Origin of the sequence: Streptomyces sp. MA5143a (assembly GCF_900290235.1) — a bacterium.
In the GTDB taxonomy this organism is placed as follows: domain Bacteria; phylum Actinomycetota; class Actinomycetes; order Streptomycetales; family Streptomycetaceae; genus Streptomyces.
In genome coordinates, this window is the sequence record NZ_OLMK01000071.1 from 1 (window position 1) to 23,357 (window position 23,357).

General features: G+C 71.1%; 16 protein-coding genes. 8 read left to right on the forward strand and 8 right to left on the reverse strand.

All coding sequences use genetic code 11. The features are described from left to right. The first annotated feature begins 185 nt into the window (after nt 1–185). Both SMA5143A_RS28395 and SMA5143A_RS28400 read left to right on the forward strand, forming a co-directional pair. The gene (locus SMA5143A_RS28395; protein ID WP_107465666.1) at nt 186–611 is read left to right on the forward strand and encodes a DUF6003 family protein; all 426 of its coding nucleotides are present in this window, start codon (nt 186–188) and stop codon (nt 609–611) included. A gap of 442 nt (nt 612–1,053) precedes the next feature. After that, nucleotides 1,054–2,367, forward strand: a complete 1,314-nt coding sequence (locus SMA5143A_RS28400; RefSeq protein ID WP_107465667.1) for a ricin-type beta-trefoil lectin domain protein — start codon at nt 1,054–1,056, stop codon at nt 2,365–2,367. Nucleotides 2,368–2,824: 457 nt separating this feature from the next. On the opposite strand, the gene SMA5143A_RS28405 is transcribed toward SMA5143A_RS28400, so the two are convergent. The 5 genes from SMA5143A_RS28405 to SMA5143A_RS28425 are packed head-to-tail and all read right to left on the reverse strand — an operon-like array spanning nt 2,825 to nt 8,132. Continuing rightward, the gene (locus tag SMA5143A_RS28405) at nt 2,825–4,570 is read right to left on the reverse strand and encodes an IclR family transcriptional regulator domain-containing protein (RefSeq protein ID WP_107465668.1); all 1,746 of its coding nucleotides are present in this window, start codon (nt 4,568–4,570) and stop codon (nt 2,825–2,827) included. A 44-nt stretch (nt 4,571–4,614) separates the two neighbouring features. Next, nucleotides 4,615–5,448, reverse strand: coding sequence for an ABC transporter ATP-binding protein (locus tag SMA5143A_RS28410; protein ID WP_107465669.1), 834 nt, complete (start codon nt 5,446–5,448; stop codon nt 4,615–4,617). Between the two features lie 14 nt (nt 5,449–5,462). Further along, nucleotides 5,463–6,260, reverse strand: coding sequence for an ABC transporter permease (locus SMA5143A_RS28415; RefSeq protein ID WP_107465670.1), 798 nt, complete (start codon nt 6,258–6,260; stop codon nt 5,463–5,465). Next, complete coding sequence (locus SMA5143A_RS28420; protein WP_107465671.1) at nt 6,257–7,138, reverse strand: ABC transporter permease; 882 nt, start codon at nt 7,136–7,138, stop codon at nt 6,257–6,259. The genes SMA5143A_RS28415 and SMA5143A_RS28420 overlap by 4 nt, the downstream gene beginning before the upstream one ends. Before the next feature lie 19 nt (nt 7,139–7,157). After that, entirely contained in the window at nt 7,158–8,132 is a 975-nt protein-coding gene (locus tag SMA5143A_RS28425; RefSeq protein ID WP_107465672.1) for an ABC transporter substrate-binding protein, read from the reverse strand. Nucleotides 8,133–8,424: 292 nt separating this feature from the next. On the opposite strand from SMA5143A_RS28425, the gene SMA5143A_RS28430 reads away from it, so the two are divergent. Beyond that, the gene (locus SMA5143A_RS28430) at nt 8,425–9,366 is read left to right on the forward strand and encodes an alpha/beta hydrolase (protein WP_258193785.1); all 942 of its coding nucleotides are present in this window, start codon (nt 8,425–8,427) and stop codon (nt 9,364–9,366) included. 11 nt (nt 9,367–9,377) lie between these two features. Here SMA5143A_RS28430 and SMA5143A_RS28435 read toward each other — a convergent pair whose 3' ends face one another. Beyond that, nucleotides 9,378–10,670 (reverse strand): sensor histidine kinase, encoded by a 1,293-nt coding sequence (locus SMA5143A_RS28435; RefSeq protein ID WP_107465674.1) that lies wholly within the window; start codon nt 10,668–10,670, stop codon nt 9,378–9,380. Beyond that, nucleotides 10,667–11,338 carry a response regulator transcription factor gene (locus SMA5143A_RS28440; protein ID WP_107465675.1) on the reverse strand — a complete coding sequence of 224 codons (672 nt, stop codon included), beginning with the start codon at nt 11,336–11,338 and terminating at the stop codon, nt 10,667–10,669. The genes SMA5143A_RS28435 and SMA5143A_RS28440 overlap by 4 nt, the downstream gene beginning before the upstream one ends. Before the next feature lie 86 nt (nt 11,339–11,424). On the opposite strand from SMA5143A_RS28440, the gene SMA5143A_RS28445 reads away from it, so the two are divergent. Both SMA5143A_RS28445 and SMA5143A_RS28450 read left to right on the forward strand, forming a co-directional pair. Beyond that, entirely contained in the window at nt 11,425–12,345 is a 921-nt protein-coding gene (locus tag SMA5143A_RS28445; protein WP_107465676.1) for a hypothetical protein, read from the forward strand. Between the two features lie 225 nt (nt 12,346–12,570). After that, a complete protein-coding gene (locus SMA5143A_RS28450; RefSeq protein WP_146193968.1) occupies nt 12,571–13,617 on the forward strand; it encodes a hypothetical protein in 1,047 nt (348 codons plus the stop codon). 34 nt (nt 13,618–13,651) lie between these two features. On the opposite strand, the gene SMA5143A_RS28455 is transcribed toward SMA5143A_RS28450, so the two are convergent. Then, nucleotides 13,652–16,678, reverse strand: a complete 3,027-nt coding sequence (locus tag SMA5143A_RS28455; RefSeq protein ID WP_107465678.1) for an aminotransferase class III-fold pyridoxal phosphate-dependent enzyme — start codon at nt 16,676–16,678, stop codon at nt 13,652–13,654. A gap of 336 nt (nt 16,679–17,014) precedes the next feature. Here SMA5143A_RS28455 and SMA5143A_RS28460 point away from each other — a divergent pair, with 336 nt between their 5' ends. From SMA5143A_RS28460 to SMA5143A_RS28470, 3 genes are all read left to right on the forward strand, one after another. After that, on the forward strand, nt 17,015–18,226 hold the full coding sequence (locus SMA5143A_RS28460; RefSeq protein WP_107465679.1) for a PucR family transcriptional regulator: 1,212 nt from the start codon (nt 17,015–17,017) through the stop codon (nt 18,224–18,226). A 312-nt stretch (nt 18,227–18,538) separates the two neighbouring features. Then, nucleotides 18,539–19,207 carry a haloacid dehalogenase type II gene (locus SMA5143A_RS28465; protein ID WP_107465680.1) on the forward strand — a complete coding sequence of 223 codons (669 nt, stop codon included), beginning with the start codon at nt 18,539–18,541 and terminating at the stop codon, nt 19,205–19,207. Between the two features lie 358 nt (nt 19,208–19,565). After that, complete coding sequence (locus tag SMA5143A_RS28470; protein WP_107465681.1) at nt 19,566–23,312, forward strand: nSTAND1 domain-containing NTPase; 3,747 nt, start codon at nt 19,566–19,568, stop codon at nt 23,310–23,312. Nucleotides 23,313–23,357 lie beyond the last annotated feature (45 nt).

The window sequence follows — 23,357 nt, forward strand, 5'->3', positions numbered from 1 at the left end:
TCTGGGCGACGACGGGAGTTTGACGACAGCCCCTAGCCCGCGCGAGTGACTGCCGCTGAGCGTCCTCCGGGCCGCGCGGCACACGCTCGGCCCGGGACCTGAAACACCCGGATCTAATTCCGAACCGACGGGGTAATGGGACGTCATCCGATCGCCATCTCATACCGATGTGAAGGAGAACGAGGATGACCGACGACGCCTACCTGTTCCTGTTGGACGACGTGTCCTCGTCGCTGGGAGTGGCCCCCGCCGCCGTCGGTGATCTCGCCTGCATGGAAACCCCCGCCGTACGCGGATGGCTGGACGCCCACGGAATCACACGCACCTCACCGCACCTGCGGCTGCTGCCGCCGGAGGAGACGGCGGCGATCCCCGAGGGAGCGGAACGGCTGCCCGTCCCGCTGAGCGACGAGGAGACGAGCCGGCTCCGCCACCAGTTGGTTCCGGAGCCGCTCGCGCGGATCGAGGCGGAGCTGCTCTCCTACCGGGACTGCGCGGACGGCAGGGACGGTCTGATCGGCCGCGCGCTGGCCGCCGGTGTGCCGCCGCACCGTATCGCCGAACTGACCGGGGTGGACCCCGCGACGGTGACCGCCGCGGCGGACGGCTGATCGCGTTCGAGTCGACGTGCGCGGTTGTCGCCCTGCTCCCGTTGTCGCCAACTCGCCCTAGACATGGGATGGATGCGGTTCCAGTCGGGGTTGGCGTGGCTATTGACAGTCTCAGTGGTGTGTGGAATCACTATCGACATGGGATGCCTGAGGGATCCCAGTGGATGATCTCGGGGCGGTCCGGCCTTGCCGGCCCTACCGGCCCTGCCGGGGGCAGCGCCCGGCACGCCGTCGCGGTCGGCTGTCGCTGAGCTCCCGTCAGACGCGAAGTGGTCGCTCAACGGCCTCGGTGCCCGCCGCCACCAGATCGTCAACCGGCAACGCGTGGACCGTCACCGCCGTCTGAACACCGGCTCCCTCCAGCGGCACCCCGTTCCACCGGCACTCCCCTTCCACCCATCGAGCACGGAAGAAGGAGAACATGAGACGTCAACCGCTCCTGATGTCCCTCGCGGCCGCGTTGATCCTCGTCCTGACGACCGCGGGAAACTCGTCAGGCAGCACCCCCGGCGCGCCCCCCGCGGCCACGAAGGCCGCGTCCGCGGGCAGCGCCGGCTGCGGCAAGCCCCCGGCGCTGAGCAGCGGCACCCGCACGATCCAGAGCGGCGGACAGAACCGCAGCTACATCCTGCGGGTCCCGGCCGGCTACGACAGCAACCGCCCCTACCGGCTGATCTTCGGCTTCCACTGGCGGGGCGGTACCGCCAACGACGTCGACTCGGGCGGAACGGACGGATACAACTGGTCCTACTACGGTCTGCGGCGCCTGGCGGACACCGCGAACAACGGCACGATCTTCGTCGCCCCCCAGGGCAACGGCAACGGCTGGGCCAACCCCGGAGGCCAGGACCTGGCCTTCGTCGACGCCATGGTCAACCAGCTCCAGGCCGGTCTGTGCGTCGACACCGCCCAGTTGTTCGCCGCGGGCTTCAGCTACGGCGGCGGCATGTCGTACGCCATCGCCTGCTCGCGGGCCACGGTCTTCCGCGCGGTCGCGGTCTACTCGGGCGCGAACCTCAGCGGATGCAACGGCGGCACCCAGCCCATCGCCTACATGGGTCTGCACGGACTCAGGGACAACGTGCTGCCCATCTCCCTCGGACGGGAACTGCGCGACACCTTCGTCCGCAACAACGGCTGCACCCGGCAGAACCCGCCCGAGCCGGCGTCCGGCAGCCTCCGGCACATCATCACCACGTACTCCGGTTGCAGGTCCGGCTACCCGGTCGCCTGGGCCGCGTTCGACGGCGGCCACGACCCCGGTCCGCTGGACGGGTCCACCGGTAGCGGCTGGCGCACATGGACGTCGGGCGCGGTGTGGCAGTTCTTCACCCAGTTCGACTCGAACACGCCACCGCCGCAGCCCTCCGACAGCCAGAAGATCGTCGGCCAGCAGTCGGGGCGCTGCCTCGACATCAACAACTCCACCACCACCAACGGCACCCAGGCACAGCTGTGGGACTGCAACGGCGGCGCCAACCAGCGCTGGACCCACACCGCAAGCAAGCAGCTGGTCGTCTACGGCAACAAGTGCCTCGGGGTCGGCCAGTCCGCGGGCAACGGCACCCCCGTGGCGATCTGGGACTGCAACGGCCAGGCGGACCAGCAGTGGACCGTCGGCGCCGACGGCACGATCACCGCGGCCCAGTCCGGCCTCTGCCTCGACGCCGCCGGCCAGGGCACCGCCAACGGGACGAAGATCCAGCTGTGGAGCTGCTCGGGCGGCGCGAACCAGCGCTGGCGCCAGGAGAACTGACCACCACGCCGGGGGAGACCGGCGCCTCCCTCCGGAGACGGGGGTGAGGCGCCGGGACGGCTCCTGTCCCTGTCGCCGCTCACTCCAGGCCAACGCGACCGCGGGCCTGCCCGAGACCCAGGTCGCTCCGCGCCAGACGTCCCCCAGGAACCGGCGCCGGTGCGCGAGGTGGCGCACCCGGGCCGCCTCGACCTGCTGCCGCATCCGGGCCTCCAGATGCTCGCGGGTGTGGGGGTCCGGTGACCACCACTCGTCCCCTGCCTCCGCCTGCCAGTCCTCATGCGCCTCCAGGCGGCCCCCGAGCTCCAGGCGCCGGCAGCGACAGGGACGGTGGCACCGGCGGCCGGGGTGGTCCAGTCCCTGGCCATCCCAGTGGAGCGCGCAGTACTGGCACAACGGCACCGACGGACCGTTCGCGCCGGCCAGGTCATGAGACAAACGCCCCTCGCTGAGGCCCTCAGAAAACGGGAACGTGTACGAACCTACCGGTCACGTGCAGATCGGCCTCCAGCGAGTCGGCTGTGGCGCGCAGCTCCGGCACGATGTCCAGGACGCACTCGGCGGCCGAACCGCGCCCGCTGTGCATGTGGACGTTGACCGCCGCGACGACCGTCCCCTCGCGGTCACGCACCGGCACGGCGACGGAGCGGAGACCTTCCTCCAGTTCGTCGTCGACCAGCGCGTACCCGTCGCCCCGGACCCGTTCGAGTATCGCCTCCAGGTCGGTGGGCCTGGTGACGGTGCGGGGGGTCAGTGCCTCCAGCCGTACGTGGGCGAGCCAGGTGGCACGTCTGCCCGCCGGCAGACTCGCCACCAGGACCCGGCCGGCGGATGTCGCGTGGGCGGGCACGCGGGAGCCCGCCGCGATGTCGACGTCCATGATGCGGCCCGCGGTCACCGAGAGCGCGCACTGGACATGGTCGTCGGCGAGCACGGCCAGGGACGTGGAGTTCCTCACCCTTGCGGTCAGAGCGGTGAGATGGGGGCGGGCGATGTGGGTGAGCGTGGCCTTGGACAGTGGGGGGAACCCCAGGGACAGGACCCGTGGGGCGAGCCGGAACGCCCGCCCCTCGACGGTGACATGGCCCAGGTGCTGGAGGGTGATCAGGGCCCGGCGCGCCGTGGCCCGGGGCAGTCCGGTGCGCTCGGCGACCTCGGAGAGCGTCAGTTCGGCGCGGCCCTCACCGAACGCGGTGATCGCGGTCAGGCCGCGGGCCAGTGACATGACGAACTCCCCGCCCAGTTCCTGTTTGGAGGCGCTCGTCCAGGCGGCGAGGCCGGCCGGTCCCGTCAGCCCCTTCAGCGCATCCGGCCCGCTCCCCCTGCTCACCCCGTTCGGCCCGCTCGCCCTTTCGGGCGGGGGCGCGATGGCCAGTTCCCGCTCCATGGCGGTGACCGCGGCGCGGAGTCCGGGCAGGAGGGAGTCGCGCAGCGAGTCCGCGCTGTGTCTGCTGGTGTGGCTCACGGCACTCGCCACGCAGCCGATCCGGCCGTCCGGCGTGCGCACGGCGACGGACAGGGCCACGAGCCCCGGTTCGATCAGCTGGTCGTCCAGGGCCCAGCCCCGCAGCCGCGCCTCTTCCACCCGTCGCGGGAAGTCCGCGGTGGTGGCATCGTGCGTGCGCCGGGGGATGGCGGGGAAGCCGGTGTCCTCGGGGTCGGTCAGCTGTCGCTCCCGCCAGCGAGCCCAGTTCTGGGCACTCCATTCCGTCGCCAGCAGCGGGCCCGGTGCCGTGCGTTCCGCGGGCAGCAGGTCGCCGATGCGGAAGCTCAGGGACAGGGCGCGCCGGCGGATCGCCTGGTGGATGAACCGGATGCCGTCACCGTCCGCCACCGCGAGGGAGACCGACTCGTCCAGTGCGTCGGCGAGCGCGTCGGCGTGCCGGCTCAGCAGGTCGGGGAGGCGCAGGGCGGCCAGATACGCGTTGCCCAGCTCCATCAGACGGGGAGCCAGTGCGGCGTTGCTGCCGTCGAGGTGGATGTATCCCATGCGGGCGAGGGTCGCGGCGACCCGGTCGACGGTGGAGCGGGCCAACCCGGTGGCCCGACCCAGATCGCTGAGCGTCGCCGCCCCTCCGGCATCGGTGAGGCCGCGCAGCACGGCGATCCCGCGCATGAGGGGGGTGACGGCTTCCTCAGGAGGCACCGGCGGCGCGGGCGACAGCGCGGAGTCGGCGGGCCGCGCTTCGTGTGTCGATGTCATGGACCCTCCGCGGCTGTCCCTGTGGCGCGGCCCCTGATGCCGCGTCAGGACTTCGTGGTCTGCGGTGCGAGGTCGTCGCCGCGGTCGGCGGGTGGTGCCTCCCTGTCGCCGTTGTGGTGTTTGGCGCGCTGGATCTGCTCGTAGACGTGGGACCGCAGTTCGGCGAAGCGCGGGCTGGAGCGGGTGTGCAACTGGTCGCGCTCGTCGGGGAGGTCGATGGTCAGGTCCTCCTGCACGACGGTCGGTGACGTGGACAGGATGATGGTGCGCTGCCCGAGGTAGACCGCCTCGTCGATGTCGTGGGTGACGAACAGGACGGTGACGCCCAGTTCGCGCCACAACCGCCGGATGAGGTCCTCCAGTTCGGCTCGGGTCTGCGCGTCGACGGCGGCGAACGGCTCGTCCATGAGCAGCACCTTCGGTTCGAAGGCGACGGCGCGGGCGATGGCGACGCGCTGCTGCATTCCCCCGGAGAGCTGCCAGGGGTGGGCCCGGTGGACGTCGGCCAGCCCCACCACCTCCAGGGCGTGGTCCACGAGTTCCCTCTCGCGGGCCTTGCCGAGCTTCTTGCGGCGCAGTGGCAGGGCGACGTTGTCGCGGACGTTCATCCAGGCGAACAGGGAGCGGCCGTACTCCTGGAAGACCACCGCCATGCCGGGCGGGGGCCCGGTGACCGGGCTGCCGTCCAGGCGCACCTCGCCGTCGGTCGGGGACAGCAGTCCCGCCATGCACTTCAGCAGGGTGGTCTTGCCGCAGCCCGACGGGCCCACCAGGCAGACGAGTTCACCGGCGCCGATGTGAAAGGTCAGGTTCCGCAGGGCCTCGACGTTGCGGTGCCGTCCGGTGTAGATCTTCCGCAGGTTGCGTACGTCGAGCATCGCTCGTCTCCTTGTCAGGGGTTGCGCTGCGCGCGGCGCAGGCCGTGGTACCAGGCCAGGACCCGGTTCTCGACGAACCGGAAGAGCAGCGACAGGACGAAGCCGAGCAGTCCGAGCAGCAGCACGCCGCTCCACATCTCGGGGATGGCGAAGGAGCGCTGGAACTGCACGATGGTGAAGCCGAGCCCGTTGCTGGCGGCGAACATCTCGCTGATGACCATGAGGATGATCGCGATGGACAGCGCCTGCCGCATGCCGGTGACGATCTGCGGGCTGGCCGAGCGCAGCGTCAGGTGCCACAGCCGGGAAGGTCCGGTGATGCCGTAGGACCGGCAGGTGTCGCTCAGCACCTCGTCGACGGCGCGCACCCCCTCGACGGTGTTCAGCAGGATCGGCCATACGCAGCCACTGACGATGACGATCACCTTCATGGTGTCGCCGATGCCCGCGAACAGCATGATGACGGGCACGAGCACCGGCGGCGGTATGGCCCGGAAGAGTTCCAGGACGGGCTCCAGGACGTCGCGTACGACGCGGCTCATGCCGACCACCAGGCCGAGCCCCACCCCGGCGACGACGGCGAGGAGATAGCCCGCGCTCAGCCGCACGAGGCTCGGTACGACGTCGGACAGCAGCCGCTCGGCCGTCCAGACCTCCCCGAACCTGCCGAGGACGGTGGAGAGCGGGGGGACGTAGAAGTCGGTGCTCCCGGCGGTGGCGAACCACCACACGGCGAACAGGACCGCGGGCAGCCCCAGGGCCGACAGCGCACGCCGGACGAGGGTTCGGAGGGTTGTCGTCGTCCGGGTCATGGGGCTCGTCCCTCCCTGCGGATGGACTGGTGCCAGTGCAGCGCGCGCCGCTCCACCGCCCGCGCCATCAGGTTGATCGTGACGCCCAGCACCCCGGTGACGAGGACCAGGGCGTAGACGAGGGGCACGGCTCCGGAGGTCTGCGCCACGGCGATCTGGTTGCCCAACCCCGGTGCGCCGATGACGAGTTCGGCGGTGATGGTGAGGACGAGGGCCACGGTGGCGGCCAGCCGCACGCCCGTCATCACATACGGCAGCGCGGTGGGCCACATCACGTACCGCACCCGTCCCCAGGTGCCCAGGCGGTAGCTGCGGGCGGTGTCGTCGGCCACCGGGTCGACGTCCTGCATGCCGGCCAGCACCTGGACGAGGACCTGCCAGAACGCGGCGTACACCACGAGCAGGAGTTTCGACCTCAGGTCGGTGCCGTAGAGCAGGACCGCCACCGGGATCAGGGCCACGGACGGGATCGGTCGCAGGAACTCGATGGTGGAGGCGGTGACCGCCCGCAGCAGGGGCACGGAACCGATCACGATTCCGGCCACCACCCCCGCCACGACGGCGACGGCCAGGCCGAGGCCCCATCCGGTCAGGGTGTCACCCAGCGCGGTCCAGAACGCGTCCTCGTCGAGCAGCTGCCACAGGGCTTCGGCCGTCTTCGACGCGGGCGGGAGGTAGTCGGCGGAGACCAGAGGGGTGCGCGGCAGCACTTCGAGCAGCGCCACCAGACCCGTCAGGCCGGCCAGTCCCCGCAGCGGGGTGACGAGTCCGGCCGGTGTGCGCCGGGACCGGCCGCCGCCCGGCCCGCCGGGACCCCTGTCGGTCCCGGCGCCGGCGAGCGTCTTCGTCAGCACAGGAGTGCTCCCGGATTCGGTCATGAGGAGGTCGTGTGCCCGGTCATGAGAACAGGGCGTCCAGGTCCGGCTTCTTGCCGCCGAAGATGCCGTCCCCCTCGCCGAGCGAGGCCAGCTTCTCCAGGGAGGCCATGTCGTACTCCGCGGGCCAGGTCGGCAGCGTCAGGTCCTTCAGCACCGCACCGTCGATCTTGGTGTAGGTGGTGAGTGTCCGACGTGCCTCGTCGGGGTGTTCGGAGGCGTACTCCAGCGACTCGGTCATGGCCTCGGTGAACTTCTTCACCAGGTCGGGGTTCTCCTTGAGGAGTTTGACGGAGGTGAAGTACGTCGCGATGGTCAGCTTCGGGTCGGTCTCGGCGAACGGTGAGGCCACGACGCGGGCGCCCTGGCCCTTGGCGATGGTCAGCGCGGGCTCACCCATCCACGCGGCGTCGACCTGCCCGGCGTCCAGGGCGGCCGGCATCTGGTCGAACGGCATCTCCACGAACTTGACCTTCGAGGGATCGCCGCCGTCCTGGCGCACCACTTCACGGACCGTGGTGTCGCCGATGTTCTGCAGGGTGTTGACCGCCACCTTCTTGCCTGCGAGCTCCTTGGCGGACTTGACGGGGCTGTCCTTCTTGACGGCGACCCCGCTGATGTCGTTGGCCGTGTCGCCGGTGGAGGCTGCCCCGTTGACCACCGACTTGATCGGCACTCCCTTGGTCTGGGCGATCATCAGGGAGGTGACGTTGCTGAAGCCGAACTGGAACTGACCGCTGACCACACCGGGGACGATCGCGGCGCCGCCCTGGGCGAGTTCCATCTTCAGCTCGATGCCGCGCTTGCCGAAGAAGCCCTTCTTCTGCCCCAGGTACAGCGGGGCCACATCGACGATCGGGATGATGCCGACGGTGACCTGGGTGGTCTTCCCGTCCGAGGACGGCGAACCGCCGCTCGACGACGAGGAGGATCCACATCCGGCCGCCGCCGCGACCGTCACCACGGCTAGGGCACAACCGAGAACTCGCCTTCGCATACGGCTCCTCCTGATATGTGCGCGCTACGCACAATGTTTCGTGGGCCGAACAAGCAAGCGGGACGCTAGGGCCCGGCCCTGGCGGGGTCAAGGTGTGGCGCACCGCGAATTTTTTCGTTGTCCTGAAGTCGCGCGTGGCCGGAGTCGGCCCGGTGAGCCTCGGTGGGGCCGCGTCCGGGCCACGCGGGGTTGACAGTGCCGCGACGTGCGCGGAAGCTCATGTTCCAGGCGCGTGAATTCCACTTCACCAGGCGAACGGAATTGCCCCCGCGAGCACCCCGGAGCGAGGAACGTGGACGTCATCAAGGACCTTGCCTACGCGCCCGCCGAACCGCCCGGCACCCAGGGCCACCTGCTGGACCTGTACCTCCCCCGCAGCGCGCGGCCGACACCGCTGGTGATCTTCTCCAGCGGTTCCGGCTGGCTGGCGGACAGCGGCCGCCAAGGCGCCGACCAGGTCGCCGCGCAGCTCAACCCGCGCGGGTTCGCCGTCGCCGCAGTGGCCGTCCGCTCCAGCGGACAGGCCAGGTTCCCCGCCCAGTTGCACGACATCAAGGCAGCGATTCGCTGGCTGCGCGCGCACGCGACGACCTACCACCTGGACCCGGGGCGCATCGCCCTCATGGGCGACTCCTCGGGCGGCTGGGTCACGGCGATGGCGGCGGTCACGGGGGACATCCCGCACCTGGAGGGCGACGTCGGCACACCCGGCCCGTCCAGCGCCGTCCAGGCGGCCGTGCCGTTCTACCCGCCGACCGACTTCCTCCAGATGGACGCGCACATGCTGGACGGCTGCAAGCCGTTCAACGCGGTGTTCGGCCTCACCGGCTGCCACTGCGACCCGCGTTCGCCCGAGTCGCTGCTGCTAGGCCGCCCGATCAAGGACTGCCCCGACCGGGTCGCGGCGGCGAACCCCCTCACCTACATCGGCGCCCGACCCACCCCGCCGTTCCTGATCCTCCACGGTGAGCGGGACCTCTTCGTGCCGTACCACCAGAGCCGCCTGCTGTACGAGAAGCTGGCGGCCACGGGCGGCGAAGCCCGTCTGATCTCCCTCCCACACGCCGGGCACGGCCCGTTCGCCGCCATGCTCACCGACCAGGAGACCCGCCGGGACGCCTACGAGGAGACCGCCCGGCAGGGTCACACCACACCGCCGCGCCCCACGACCCCCTCCTGGCAGACCGTTGTCTCCTTCCTGGAACAGCGGCTGCGCGTGCCGACCGCGAAGTGAACCGGGCTCGTTCAGGAAACCGCGCTGCCTCGCACCGGACCGGCTCCGCCGCTCCGCTCGGCGGGCGGGGGCATGCGGAAGGACAGGTGCGCGCCCCGCGGTGTGTCCCGAACGGTCAGGGTGCCTCCGTGGAGGGTGGCGATGTCGCGGGCGATGGCGAGGCCGAGTCCCGATCCGCCGGCGTCGCGCGCCCGTGCTTCGTCCAGCCGGTGGAAACGCCGGAACACCAGCTCACGGGAGTTGGCCGGGATGCCCGGGCCGTCGTCGAGGACGTCCAGTCCGTCCGCGGCGACCCGGATGGTGACCTGGGAGGCGGCGTGGCGGACGGCGTTCGCCACGAGGTTGGCGACCATCCGTTCCAGGTGAGTGCGAGAGCCCTGCACGAGGACGTCGGCCTCCAGCTCCAGCTTGATCCTCACCGGGGCCGGGCGTGCGGCGGCCTCGGCCGCCACCTGAGCCAGATCGACCTCGGTGTGCATCAGGGGTTCACCGCCGTCGAGTCGGGCGAGCAGCAGCAGATCACCGGTCAGGGCCTGGATGCGGGCCACGTCGGTCAGTGCTTCGGCGACGAGGTCGGGGGCCCGGGGCAGCCCGAGTTCGAGTCGGGCGCTGAGGGTGGCGACGGGGTTGCGCAGCTCGTGGGCGGCGTCCGCGACGAACTGCTTGTGCCGCTCGACGGCGGACTCCAACTGGCCCAGGGTGGCGTTCATGGTCCGTGCCAGACGGGCGACCTCGTCGCGGGTCACGGGTTCGGGCACCCGTCGGTGCAGGTTCTTGGCGGTGATGTCGGCGAAGGTCGCCCGGATCGATTCCACGGGGGCCAGGACACGGCCCATCAGCTCCCAGGTCATGACGGCCATCAGCAGCACCAGCGCCGGAACACCGACCAGGAGCAGTCGCTCCAGCACGCTCAGGGCGTCCAGTACGGGCGCCAGCGAGACCCGTGCCTTGACCGTCACCGGGCCGTCCAGTGTGCTCACGACCGTGCTGGCGGTGGCGTAACCATCGGCCAGGGTCACCTTCGTCCCGTCCGGGTCGGTGCCGGAACCGTTCTCGCTCCGTTCCGGCGTGGGCTCGGGCGACGGCTCCGCGCCGTCCTCGGGGGGAGGAGCGGTGAGGATGGGCTCCTTCTCCCGCAGTGCCGTGGCCCGGGCGATGACCTTGCGGGTGGCCTCGTCGGCGGCGCCACCCTCCAGGCTGTCGCGCACCGCGAGGATCAGTACCAGGGATGCCGCGGTGAGCACCGTGGCGACGATGACGGTGGCGGCCAGCGTCACCCGCATCCGCACCGACAACCGGCTCATGGGCGTTCCAGCAGATAGCCGAAGCCCCGCACCGTCGTCAGCGTGCGCACCCCGAACGGCGCGTCTATCTTGCGCCGCAGGGCACTGACGTAGACCTCGACGATGTTGGGATCGCCGTCGAAGGCGAAGTCCCAGGCATGGCTGAGGAGTTCCGCCTTGGCCACCGCCTGGCCCGCCCGGCGGGCCAGCAGATGCAGCACCGCGAACTCCTTGGGTGTCAGCGCGATGTGGACGTCACCGCGTCGGGCGCAGGCCGCCGCCGGGTCCACCTGCAGATCGCCCACCTGAAGGACGGCGGGCCGTTCCTGCGTCCCCCGGCGGACCAGGGCCCTCAGTCGCGCCAGCAGCACCGCGAAGGAGAACGGTTTGGCAAGGTAGTCGTCCGCCCCGCTGTCCAGCGCCCGGACCTCGTCGAGTTCGCCGTCCATGGCGGTGAGCATCAGGATCGGGGCCCAGTTCCCGGCGTCGCGCAGCTTCCGGCAGACGGCGAAACCGTTGAGGCCCGGCAGCATCACGTCCAGCACGATCGCGTCGTACCGGTGCTCTCCGGCCATCCAGACGGCCTCGTTCCCGTCACCGACCGCGTCCACGGCGAAACCCTTGTCCGTCAGCCCGGACTTGATGACGTCTGCGAGGCGTCGCTCGTCCTCGACCAGAAGCAGTCGCATCCGGACAGTCTCACTCAACCAAGCTGAGGAAGTCCTGAATACGCCCCTCAGAGCGGCTTCAGACTCCGGAGGGCAGTGTTGCCGCCATGAACACGACTTCACGCTCCCGTCTCCGGCGTCCGGCGACGGCCGTAGCGATCGCCGCCCTGCTGCTCACCGGATGTCAGGCCGGCGAGGCGGCCACGCACCTGGATCCCACCGGTGCCGCCGCGCCGGCTGGGCTCTCCGACGTCTGTGCGGCCTCGACGACACGGAACGGCGTCCCGCACTGCACAAGGCTGTTCCCCGGCAGCGACCCGATCCGACTGCCGGGCGACCCGTCCCGCACACAACGCTACGGGGCACTCAAGCGCGGCACTCCGACCTTCCACACCCGCGCCGGCGATCTTCCTCTGTCCGCCTCCGTCGTCAAGCGGTTGAAGGCGGCCCTCGACAAGGGGCGCACCGATGACGTGAGCGCGGTCCACCTCGCGACGATCGTGAAGGGCACCGTCACCAAGCTCGAACCGGTCGTGATCGTCGAGAAGAACGCCCTTCTCCGCGCCGTCTTCGCGGGCCGGGCGATGGAGGGAACCATCGGCACCCGCACCAAGCGGGGCGACTACACCTCCAAGCCGACTCTTCCCGTCCGATTCGAGTTCGCCGGCTCGACCGCCGACGGCCGACTGACCGGAAGGATCGTCAACGCGTCCAAGGCTGTCCGCGGCGCCGAGGGAACCTGCCTCCCCGCGCTCGACCGCACCAAGTCGAACCCGCTCGTGGGACCGTTCACCGCCAAGGTCTCCCTCGACCGCGTCCCGTCGATGCATACGGCGTTCAACGACGAACTGGTCCTGGAGTGGTCCGACGACCTGAGCAACATGGGGTTCGCCTACTACCCGAGCATCGCGACCCTGCTCGGTGGGGACCCGCTGGGCCGCATTTGGGAGACGATTCTGCACGGCACACCGTCGGCCGGTCCGCCCGTCGACCTCCGCCTGGTCAAGGGCGGTGGCGGGGCCTGCTGACCGCCCGGCGGACGTCAGCCACGACAGCCAGCCGTATGGCGACTGTTGTACGATCACCGCGGAGTTGTCCGCCCCAGGAATGGTGGAACTGTGCGAGTGGCCGCCGCGCCGGACGTGCTGCGCCGGACGGAGCGTTGGTTCATCCGCGAAGGCACGCCCACCATGATCGAAGGCTACGGTTTCGCCAGGAACGTCCTTCCTCGGATGCTGCCGACCCTCTGCTTCGTGACTCTCGCCAGTCTCGTCTGGCTCGTGCCGCTCAGGGGCGCGGGCTCAGGGCGGTGGGTCCTGCTCGGCACCGTGGCCGTCGTGACACTGGCCAGCTGGGCGACGATCAGGCTGTTCGTCAGGCGACTGCCCCGCGTCTCGCCCAAGGCCATGGTCGGGGCCCTCGGCGCCTATGCGGCGATGCCGATCGCGGTCCCCCTGCTCCAGGTCGCCGTCGATGACACCGTCACACCGCCCGGCGGCAAGGGCGCCGGTTTCCTGGGGTTCGTGGTCTTCTTCGCCGCCGTCTTCGTCACCACGGCCACGGCCACGGCATACGGCATCGGCGCACTGATGCGCCGTGCGATCCGGCACGCCGCCCACGACCTGCGCAACAGTGTGCACCTGATGGGGCGAGCCCTGCCGCCCATGTTGTTCGTGACGTTGTTCATCTTCTTCACCGGCGAACTGTGGCAGGCCATGAACCGGCTGTCCTGGCTGAGGCTCGCCCTGATCGTCGTGCTGTTCGTGGGAGTCACGGTGCTCGCCGCCGCCGCCCGCCTGCGCGACGAGATCGGGCGGGTCGAGCAGGACCTCAGCCCGCCCCTGCTGTCGAGGGCGTGTCAGGGCACACCCCTCGCCTGCGTGGACATCGACGGGCTGACACCCCGTGCGGCACTCGATCCCGTTTCCCTCAACAAGCGCCAGGTCCGCAACCTGCTGTTGTTGTTCGCTCTCCGTCAGCTGGTGCAGGCCGCGGTGTTCGGTCTCGGGCTGTTCCTCTTCTTCCTCGTCCTCGGCCTGATCGTGGTCACGCCGGAAACGGCGGAGCAGTGGATCGGATCGCCGCCCGCCTACTCGGTCCTCCTGCCCGACGCCCCGCTCGCGCTCCTGCGCAACGCCACACTCATCGCCGCGTTCGGCAGCATGTACTTCGCCATCACCTCGATGACCGACGCCGACCACCGACGCGAGTTCTTCGCCCCGATCATCGACGAGGTCGAACGGATCCTCGCGGTGCACGCCGTCTACCTGTCCCTCGGCGCCCACCAGAACGTCGAGTGACGAAGGGGACGGTCGCCCGTCCCAGGACTGGACGTCAGGACTGAACGGCCGAGCGCAGCTCGGGCAGGGACAGGACCTCGTCCAGTGCGTCGACGTAGAGATCCACGTGTTCGCGGCGGAAGGTCATCGGCGGTTTGATCTTCAGTACGTTGTCGTGGACACCGTTGGGGAAGACGATGACTCCGCGCTCCTTCATGAGTTCGGTGACCATGAAGGCCTGCTCCGTGGCCGGCACCTTGGTGGTACGGTCGCGGACCAGTTCGACGCCGAGGTAGAGCCCTTGGGCCCGTACGTCGCCGATGAGCGGTTGCCGACGCTGGAGTTCGCGCAGCGACCGCGCGAAGTACCCGCCCACCTTCACGGCGTTCTCCCGCAGCCCGTCCCGCTCGACGATGTCGAGCACGGCCTCGCCGATCGCGCAGGAGACCGGGTTGCCGCCGAAGGTGTTGAAGTACTTCATGCCCGTGTCGAACGCGTCGGCGATCTCCCGGGTCGTGACCACGGCCGCGAGGGGATGCCCGTTCCCGAGCGGCTTGCCCATCGTGACGATGTCCGGGACCACCCCCTGGAGTTCGAAGCCCCACCAGGGTCCGAGGCGTCCGACGCCGACCTGGACCTCGTCGGAGACGCACAGGGCGCCCGCCCGCCGGGCAGCGGTGAACACGCCGTCGAGGTAGCCGTCGGGGAACACGATGTTCCCGCCGGACCCCATCAGGGACTCGGCGATGAAGGCGGCCGGGGGGCGGCCGTCGGCCGAGATCCGCTCGATGACGGCCGCGGCGTCGCGCGCGTACCTGGCTCCGGCGTCGGCGTCGTCGTACCCGTAGGTCCCGCGGTAGCGGTCCGGGATGGCGACCTCGTGGGTGGTGGCGGGTGCGCCGGCGCCGCCGGGGCCCTTGTAGCGGTTCGGGCTGATCCCGGTGACCACGCCGGTGTTGCCGTGGTACGCGCCGTCGATGTTGACGATGTGCCGGCGGCCCGTCACCTGGCGGGCGATCCGCAGCGCCAGGTCGTTCGCCTCGCTGCCGCTGCACACGAGGAAGACGACCTCGAGCGGGTCGGGCAGTGTGGCCACCAGCTTCTGCACGTAACTGGCGATCTGCGGGTACACGAAACGGCTGTTGGTGTTGAGCTTGCGCATCTGCCGGGTGGCGGCGGCCGTCACCCGTGGCTCGGCGTGGCCGACGTGGGTGACGTTGTTCAGCGAGTCCAGATAGGCCAGACCGTCCTCGTCGTGGAACCAGACGTCCCGCCCGCGCACCAGATTCATGGGCCTGCGGTAGTAGTTGCGCTGGGAGCGAGCGATGTGGCGACGGCGCACCGAGACGACGTCGTCGACGGCGGGGGCCACGGTGGGGGATTCGGTGAACCCGAGGAGCCGGGCGGGGTCGGGCGACAACTGGCTCCACACCTGCCGCTTCGAGGGTGGCACAGCACGCGGCGGCGGCCAGGTCGCCGTCCGCGCGGTGCGGTGCACCTGTACCTGGACGCGGGGCCCGAGCGGATCCGTCTCCTCGCTCGCGCCGGCGCGTCCCAACGGTGCCCCGGCCGGGACTCTCGCCCCGACGGGCGGGGGGTCGGCCAGCCCCCACCAGCACGTCCAGAACTCCAGCCCCCCGACCACGTGTCGCAGCACCAACGGCTCACCGGGGCCACCGTGGGACTCGACGACGCCGGACAACGGGCCGGCGACCTCCTCGGCTTCCGCCAGGATCAGCGTGCCGCCGACCTGCACCGTCGCGGGCTCGTCGACTCCCGGGCGGCGCCGGCCGCCCTGGAGCAGCGAGGCGCTGAGGTGGGGCACGTAACCCCGCCGCCGCCGTCCGTCGAGGATGTCGTCGACGCGCGCGCGTACCGCCCTCGCGTCGTGCCAGTCGACGTCGTCGTAGAGATCACTGGCCGGTCGCAGGTCGAGCAGTCGCGGAGCCGGTGCGTACGGGGCGCCCTCTCGGGCCGTCTCGGCCAGGACCTCCGCCAACCGTCCCTGCTCCCGCGTCGGGGGAAGCCCGCACGCGACCCGGAACGTGGCCTCGGCGACCTCGGGGCAGATCCTGGCCACCCGCGCGATGGTCGGCCAGGTGTGCCGTACGCGGGACCGCCCGTACGGTGTGTCGCTCTCGGCGACCCGGCGCGTCCACGTCACCGCGTTCATGCACAGCCGGGCGGCCGCCAGCGGATAGACGGCCGCCAGCTCCTCCTCCGTGAGGGGCAGCACCGAGTGGAAGCCGGCCACGACCTCGGCCGCCGCGGTGAGCGGGTCGGCCTTGCGGACCATGGCGTAGCCCGCCGCGATGGCCACCTCCGCCGCGCGCACCCCGTAGAGCGAGTCGCCCAGGTCGACGATGCCCGAGATCTGCGGCACCCCGTCCTCGCCGGCGTCGGCCAGGACGTTGGCGTCGTTGAGATCCTGGTGCAGGACGCTGCACGGCAGCCGGTCCAGAACCGGCAGGAGAGCGTCGTACCAGCCCATGATCGTGCGCACCGACTCCCGCCGGTCCGCGTCCTGGACGGCGTGCAGCGACGCCTCGACGATCTCGGCGGCCCGGCGCATGTCCCAGTCGTGCGGTGCCAGGCCCACGGGTGGCTCCATGCCGGAGAGTCCGAGGCTCAGCCGCCCAGCGGCTTCCCCCCACCGGCGCAGAAGTGCCGCGGGATGGTCGTCGAGATCCGCCAGCACCCGGCCCTCGAGCCAGCTCATCACACGGACCACGTGCGTCCGGCCCTCGTGGACGACATCGGCGAGGCACTGCCCCTCGCGGGTCGGGACCAGCCGTGGCACGGGAAGGCCGGGGACGGTCGCGGCGAGATGCCGCAGGAGCGTGTTCTGCCAGAGGATGTCGGCCGAGTCCGGCTCCGCGAGGGTGACCCGTACGAAGTAGCGCGTGCCGTCGTCGCCGGTGATCCGTACGTTCTGGTCGACCTCCCCTCCCAGTGGGTGCTGGACGTATCCCTCCAGTCCGAAGGACCGCCGCAGCACATGGTCGAGGAGCGGGCCCGGCAGGTGGCCGGTGGGACCGGGGAGGGCCGCTCCGTCCCGGTCGGTGGTGGTCACTGAGGTCATCGGTGCGTTCTCTCTCTCGTCGTCAGGCCGCGCATCACGCACAGGGGGCCTGCGCCATGTGCGCGGGTCACCCCGTCACGCGCTCGGTCTCGGGGCCTGTTCCCTGCCGCCGCTCGTGTCGGGCCTCAGCCGGACACTGCCGGCCGGCTCCCGGACGGTCCGATCCACGCGGTTCTGGGAGATGGCGGGTCCGGCCGCCGCGGCGGCCTCCGGGGCTGCTCCACGTGGGTGGCCCGCCCCGGCTATCCAGCCCGAGGTGCTGCGTCAGTGAAGCACCGTGGAGAATTCGGCAACAAGGGACGTGAGGCCGCGACATCCGCCCTGTAGTTTGTGCCTGTGCACAATCTCGGTGAGGGAGCCGCCCGTCACGACGCCGTTCAGGCGATCGCGCGCCGACTCCTCGACGAACGACTCGACGAACTGACCTCTCGTGCTCTCGCGAAGCTGGAAGCCGAGGAGGCCGCCTATGCGTCGGCGGACTGGGACCCGGTCCGGAAACGCGAGGGGATGCGACGAACGCTCGAACTCGCCCTGACCCGGCTGGCCGGCGGTCCCGTGCCCGCGGCGGTCTCACGCGCCACCGAGGACGTGGGACGCGAGCGGGCGGAACAGGCGTTCCCCCTGACCGCGCTGATGCACTCCTTCCAACTGGACCTCAGGACCCTGTGGGAGGCCGTGCTGGAGGAGGGGCGGGCACGCGGCATCAGCGCCGATCCCGACTTCCTCGACGGGTTGATCCGTGTCTGGGAGGCGACGGACGCCAACAGCGTCGAAGTCGTCGACGCCTACCGCCGCACCGAACGCGACCTGGCGAGCCGTCGTACGGAGGTACGCAACCGGGCCTTCACCCGCCTCGTCCTGGAAGGCGAGCAGGACCCCTCCACGGTCGCCGAGGCGTCGACGCTGCTGGGCTTCTCCGAGCACGTCCCCCTGACGGTGGTCGTGGTCGAGTCCGTTCCCACCGGGGACCCGGCCCTGTCCCAGGTCGACGACGCCCTGCGTCGGGGCGGCCTGCTGCGTCACTTCGGCTGGATGGGCGACGAGCTCCTCGGCGTCGTCCGCCACGGACGGTCCGACCGGGAGAGCATGCTCGCCCTGCTCCAGCCGTTCGCGCCGTGGCGCTGCGGCGTCGCGGAAGTCCCCGGGCTGGCGCTGACGGCGCGGGGCATCCGCTTCGCGCGCGCCGCGATCCGCAGCTCCACGCGGCCCGGGGTGCGGCATGTGGAGGGCCACTGGGTCGGGGCGATCATGTCGGCGCAGGAGGAGCTCCCCGGTGCGATGGCCACCGGCGTACTGCGCCCGCTCCTCGGGCTGCGTGACAGCGACAGCGTCCTCGAGACCCTCCGCTGCTACTTCGACCTGGGCTCGGTCGCCGAGGTGGCCGCTCGCACCTACCGTCACCGGAACACGGTGGGCAACCGCCTGCAGGCCGCGGAGGAGGCGACCGGGCTGAAGCTGTCCAGGCCGGCCGACGCCGCCCGGCTGGTCCTCGCCCTGGCCTGGCTGGAGACGGACGCGGGCGCCCGTTTCCGGGCGACGGTGTCCTGACCCCCGGAACGTGATTGTGCACAGGCACAATCCGCAGGGTCGATCTCGCGGCCTCACGTCCCTTGTTGCCGGATTCTCCCCGGTGCTTCACTGACGCATCACCTCGGGTGGAAGAAACGTTCATCGCACTCGGTGCGGCAGCGGTGCCGCCACCGACTGCCTGACCGGCATCCACCGTCCTCGACGGGTCGCCGCCAACGCCGCGGCAGGCCCGGAAGCCACCCCCGACGCGGCGAACCCGGCCGCACTCGACGAGATCGTGACTCCTCGATGCGCGAGGTGTCCCCTATGCCCGGAAAGAGGTTGAACGTCATGCGTCAGATCGTCACCTTCGATGCCTACGGCACCCTGGTCGACTTCCAGCTCGGCCCCACCACCCTGAAGCTCCTCGCCGACCGGCTGGACCTGGACGGCCTGAACGTCGACGAGTTCCTCGACGACTTCCGCGTCATGCGGTTCCAGGCCGTCCTGGAGGCCTACCGCCCCTTCCGCGAGCTGCTGCCCTCCAGCCTGGAGGCAGCCATGCGCCTGCACGGTCTGGAGTACCGGACGTCCGACGGTGAGGCCCTGGTCGAGGCCGTGCCCACCTTCGGCCCCCACCCCGAGGTCCCGGACGCCCTGCGGGCGCTGAAGTCCCGGTACGAGATCGCCATCATCTCCAACACGGACGACGACCTCATCGCCCAGAACCTGGCCCACATGGGCGTCGAGTTCGACCATGTCATCACCGCCCAGCAGGCCAAGGCGTACAAGCCGTCCCGGCAGACCTTCGAGTACGCCTTCCAGGCCATGGACATCGACCCCGCCCAGGTCATCCACGTGGCCCAGGGCTGGGAGTACGACCTCATCCCCACCCGCGACCTCGGCCTCGCCCGCCGCGTGTGGATCAACCGCTACGAGTTCCACAGCGGCAGCGCCGACTACCAGCCCTACGACGAGCTGCCCGACCTGTCGGGCCTCCCGGCCCTGCTCGGCTGCTGAGGCCGGCGATCTCCGAGCCGAGCTGGGCTCCGACCACTACCACGGAGCCCTGCCCGCTCGGCTACCACGGAGCCCTGCCCGCTCGGCGCACACCCGCACGTCGGCACGTACGTCCACGGCCTGGCCGAGGCCGCCGAACGCGCCGGCGCCGGGACCCACGATCGCGACGCAACGGCACCCGTCTGGTTCCTGCCCTTCGGCCGGGCGTACTGCACGGCCAAGGGTCATCGACTGCGCCGACCACCGCCGCTTCGTCGGTCGAACATCACAGTCGGAACGGCTTCTCGTCCGAGGAGGGCGAAAAGTACCTTGGACCGCTGATCAACATGCTGTTCCTGTGCGTGAAAGAGGCTCGCCGATGGGGCGTCCCGAAGTACCGGTCGATCCGGCGGCCGGTCCCGTCCAGCGACTCGCCCATGATCTTCGGGAGCTGCGCCGTTCGGCGGGTGGTGAGTCGTACCGGACCATGGCGAAGAAGGCCGGCTTCTCGGTGACGACGCTGGCGAAAGCGGCGAGCGGCGAGCGGCTGCCGTCGTTGGCCGTGTTCCGGGCGTACGTCCAGGCATGTGGCGCCGACCCCGTTCCGTGGGAGGCGCGGTGGGCGGAGGCCGAGGCGCTGGCAGGGGAGGAGAAGCCGGAGGAGGCCGACGCCGTCCCGCCCTACCGAGGCCTCGCGCGCTTCGAGCCGGACGACCGTGAGCTGTTCTTCGGCCGGGACCGGCTGGTCGACGCGCTGAGCGAGCTGGCGTTCGAGTCCCCGTTCGCCGTGGTGTTCGGGGCGTCCGGCAGCGGCAAGTCCTCCCTGCTGCGGGCCGGACTGCTTCCCCTGCTGCAGGAGAGGATCGCGCGGCAGGGGCGTCGGGCCGTCGTGCGGATCCTCACTCCGGGAGACCGGCCCGCCGCCACCTACGGACATCTGCTGACACCGGAGGCCGACGACCCGGAGTGCTGGGTGGTGGTGGATCAGTTCGAGGAGGTCTTCACCCTCTGCCGCGAGCGGGCCGAGCGGGACCGCTTCCTCGACCTTCTGCTCGCCGCGCGGGACCCGGGCAGCCGACTGCGCGTGCTCATCGCCGTACGGTCCGATTTCTACGCACGCTGCGCCGAGCACCCGCGTCTGGCCGAGGCGCTGCACGGGAGTGGGCTGCTGGTCGGATCCATGACCGCCGACGAGCTGCGCGAGGCGGTGATCGGTCCCGCGCAGGCGGCCGGGCTCATCGTGGAGCGGGCCCTGACCGCACGGATCGTCGAGGACGTGCTCGACGAGCCCGGCGGACTGCCGATGTTGTCCCACGCCCTGTTGGAGACCTGGCGGCGGCGCAAGGGGCGGATGCTGACCCTGGCCGCGTACGAAGCGGCCGGCGGGGTACGCGGAGCGATCGCGGCCAGCGCCGAGGAGGCGTACGGGGAACTCTCACCGGCGCAGGCGCACGCCGCCCGGCACCTGCTCCTGCGGATGGTCGAGCCCGGCCAGGGAAACGCCGACACACGCCGCCCGCTCAGCCGGGAGGAAATGGCCGGCTGGCAGGACCCCGAGGTGCGGGCCGTCGCCGGGCGGCTGACCCGGGCGCGGCTGCTGACCACCGACGACGACGGAGTGCAGCTCGCCCACGAGGCGCTCATCACGTCCTGGCCGCGGCTGCGCGAGTGGATCGACGCGGACCGGGAGCGGCTGCGCCACCACCGGCAGCTGACCGACGCCGCCCGCACCTGGCTGGAGCACGACCGTGACCCGGGCACGCTGTACCGGGGCACCCGCCTGGCGCGGGCCGAGGAACTGTTCGCGGGCGACGACGGCGACGACGGCGAGGACGGCGGCTACGACGGTCTGACGTCGGAGGAGACGGCTTTCCTGGTCGCCTCGGCGGAGCAGCGGGCGACGGAGGAGCGGACCGCCACCCGGGCCCGGCGTCGGAGCCGCACCCTCGTCGCCTCGCTCTGCGCCGTGCTGGCGGTGGCGCTGGTCGTCGGCCTGGCCGCCGTACGACTGCGGCAGGACAGCGAGAAGCAGACCACCGACACGGCGGCCCGCCGGGTGGCCGCGGTCGCCGAAGCGCTGCGTACCACCGACCCGCACACCGCGATGCTGCTCGGTGTCGCCGCCTGGCGCCTCTCCGAGCTGCCGGAGTCCCGTCGAGCCCTGCTGGGCGCGCTGGCCCAGCCCGAACTGGGCAACTTCACCGATCCGGAGCCCGGTGACGAACCCACCCGGTTCCTCGACAGCTCCGGGCGCACCCTGCTCAGCACCAGCGACAACGCCACCTGGCGAACGTGGGATGTGGACACCCACCGCCGTATCGCCTCGGGGCCGCTACCTCACGGGGCGGTACTCGACGCGGGTCCGGGCGGCCGGGTGCTCGTCATCCTGACCGCAGACAGGATCCAGCGGCTGTGGGACACCCGAACGAAGCGCTGGATCGGTGGTCCCGTGCCGTTCAGTAACACCGTGCGCTTCGGGGCGAGTGGCCGGAACTACCTGACGACGAACTTGCTCGACGACCGGGTTGGGCTCTACTCCGCCACCGACGGCCATCTGCTCTTCCGTACCCCGTCGGCCGGCAGCGGGGAGCGCGCCGCCGCGGCCGCCGACGACCGGCTGCTGGCCGTCTGCCCGCGCGGCCGGGCCCCGCGGGTCTGGGACATCTCCAAGCGCAGCGTCCGGTCCGGTGCCTGGACCAGCGCTCGCGGCGCCTGTGAGGGTGACCGCACCTTCCTCGGCCTCACCGGCGGCAGGCTCCTCACTCTCGCCGGGGACCGGGTGCGGGTATGGGACACCACGTCGGGACGAGAGCTCGCCGACGTCACCCACCCGGGTGCCGCTGCCGCCGCCGTTAGCGCGGACGGTTCGTTCCTGGCGACCGGCGGCGGCCAGGAGATCAGAGTGTGGCGTCTGTCCAAGGGCGGCGCCCCCGTTTTCCGGCACGCCCTGGGCAACGAGTCGCTCTCCGGTCTCGCCTGGCACTCCTCGCGGCCCCTGCTGCGGTACCTCGAAGGAGGCACGGTCCACACCCTCGACCTCACGACGACGCTCACCCGCGCCTGGCGCACGAGTCCGCTCGCCGGGGCCCGGCTCAGCCCCGACGGCAGGACGCTCGCCACCGCCGAACGTGTCGGTGACCGCGACGTCTTCCAGCTGCGGAACACGCGCGACGGCCGTCTGCTGCGCACCCTGCCGGCCCCGCGACTTCCCGTCCTCCCCACCGGCGAGTCGTCGTTCCCCGCAGACGCCGCCGAGCCGTTGCTGTCCTTCAGCCCCGACGGACGCATGCTCGCCTACGGAGTCTCCGTCTCCCTCTGGGACGTGGAGAAGCAGCCGCTGACGGTGTGGGACCTGACCGCCGGACGCACGAAGACCACCGTGGACCTGGCGACGTCGTCCGGGGCGCCCGTGGACGGGATCGCCCTGGGGCCGGGCGGCCGTACACTCCTCATCGCACGTCTGACCGAGGACGGCTACGTCAACGAGACCTGGGACACCGCGCGGCAGCGCAGGACGGCGGTCCTCCCCGGCTCGGGCGGCTCCCGTCTGGCCGTGAGCCAGGACGGCAGGCTCCTCGTGACCGGCAACCGCGTCGTCCGAGCGGGCCGGTCCCACGCCCAGGACCTCGTCCAGCGCGATGGCATCGGGGTCATCGCCTTCGCTCCCGACGGCTCCGGCCTGGCGGCGGGCGACTGGACAGGACGGGTGGCCCTCTGGGACGGCGACCTCCGCCACCGAGAGGGCCTCTTGCGGAACGTCTTCCTCGCGCCCCCCGGTCCGTCCTCCGACTCGGGCGAGTCGATCACGGCTCTCGCCTTCAGCCCGGACGGCGACACGCTCGCCGTGGGCGGCGACGCGGGCACCCTCCAACTCTGGGACATCGCGACCCGGCAACCTCTGGGTCCGCCTCAGCCCACGCCCGGTGGCAGCATCGACACCCTCGCCTTCAGCCCGGACAGCACCCTGCTCTACGCGGGCGGCAAGCACGTGCCGCTCCAGAGGTACGTCGTGGATCCCGACCGGGCGGTGTCCCTCGTCTGCGCCCGCTCCGGGAACAGGGAGCTGACCCGGGCGCAGTGGCGCACCTATGTTCCGGACCGGCCGTACCGGCGGGTCTGTCCCTGAGCCTCTCCGCCGGCCGAAGACGACATGGCCGATGCCGGTCACAGC

Excerpts from the sequence above, each read along its gene's own strand:
- SMA5143A_RS28410 (WP_107465669.1), bottom strand. The coding sequence starts at position 5,448 with ATGCTCGACGTACGCAACCTGCGGAAGATCTACACCGGACGGCACCGC.
- SMA5143A_RS28395 (WP_107465666.1), top strand. The coding sequence starts at position 186 with ATGACCGACGACGCCTACCTGTTCCTGTTGGACGACGTGTCCTCGTCG.
- SMA5143A_RS28425 (WP_107465672.1), bottom strand. The coding sequence starts at position 8,132 with ATGCGAAGGCGAGTTCTCGGTTGTGCCCTAGCCGTGGTGACGGTCGCG.
- SMA5143A_RS28445 (WP_107465676.1), top strand. The coding sequence starts at position 11,425 with ATGAACACGACTTCACGCTCCCGTCTCCGGCGTCCGGCGACGGCCGTA.
- SMA5143A_RS28465 (WP_107465680.1), top strand. The coding sequence starts at position 18,539 with ATGCGTCAGATCGTCACCTTCGATGCCTACGGCACCCTGGTCGACTTC.
- SMA5143A_RS28415 (WP_107465670.1), bottom strand. The coding sequence starts at position 6,260 with ATGACCCGGACGACGACAACCCTCCGAACCCTCGTCCGGCGTGCGCTG.
- SMA5143A_RS28435 (WP_107465674.1), bottom strand. The coding sequence starts at position 10,670 with ATGAGCCGGTTGTCGGTGCGGATGCGGGTGACGCTGGCCGCCACCGTC.
- SMA5143A_RS28455 (WP_107465678.1), bottom strand. The coding sequence starts at position 16,678 with ATGACCTCAGTGACCACCACCGACCGGGACGGAGCGGCCCTCCCCGGT.
- SMA5143A_RS28400 (WP_107465667.1), top strand. The coding sequence starts at position 1,054 with ATGTCCCTCGCGGCCGCGTTGATCCTCGTCCTGACGACCGCGGGAAAC.
- SMA5143A_RS28405 (WP_107465668.1), bottom strand. The coding sequence starts at position 4,570 with ATGACATCGACACACGAAGCGCGGCCCGCCGACTCCGCGCTGTCGCCC.
- SMA5143A_RS28440 (WP_107465675.1), bottom strand. The coding sequence starts at position 11,338 with ATGCGACTGCTTCTGGTCGAGGACGAGCGACGCCTCGCAGACGTCATC.
- SMA5143A_RS28470 (WP_107465681.1), top strand. The coding sequence starts at position 19,566 with ATGGGGCGTCCCGAAGTACCGGTCGATCCGGCGGCCGGTCCCGTCCAG.
- SMA5143A_RS28420 (WP_107465671.1), bottom strand. The coding sequence starts at position 7,138 with ATGACCGAATCCGGGAGCACTCCTGTGCTGACGAAGACGCTCGCCGGC.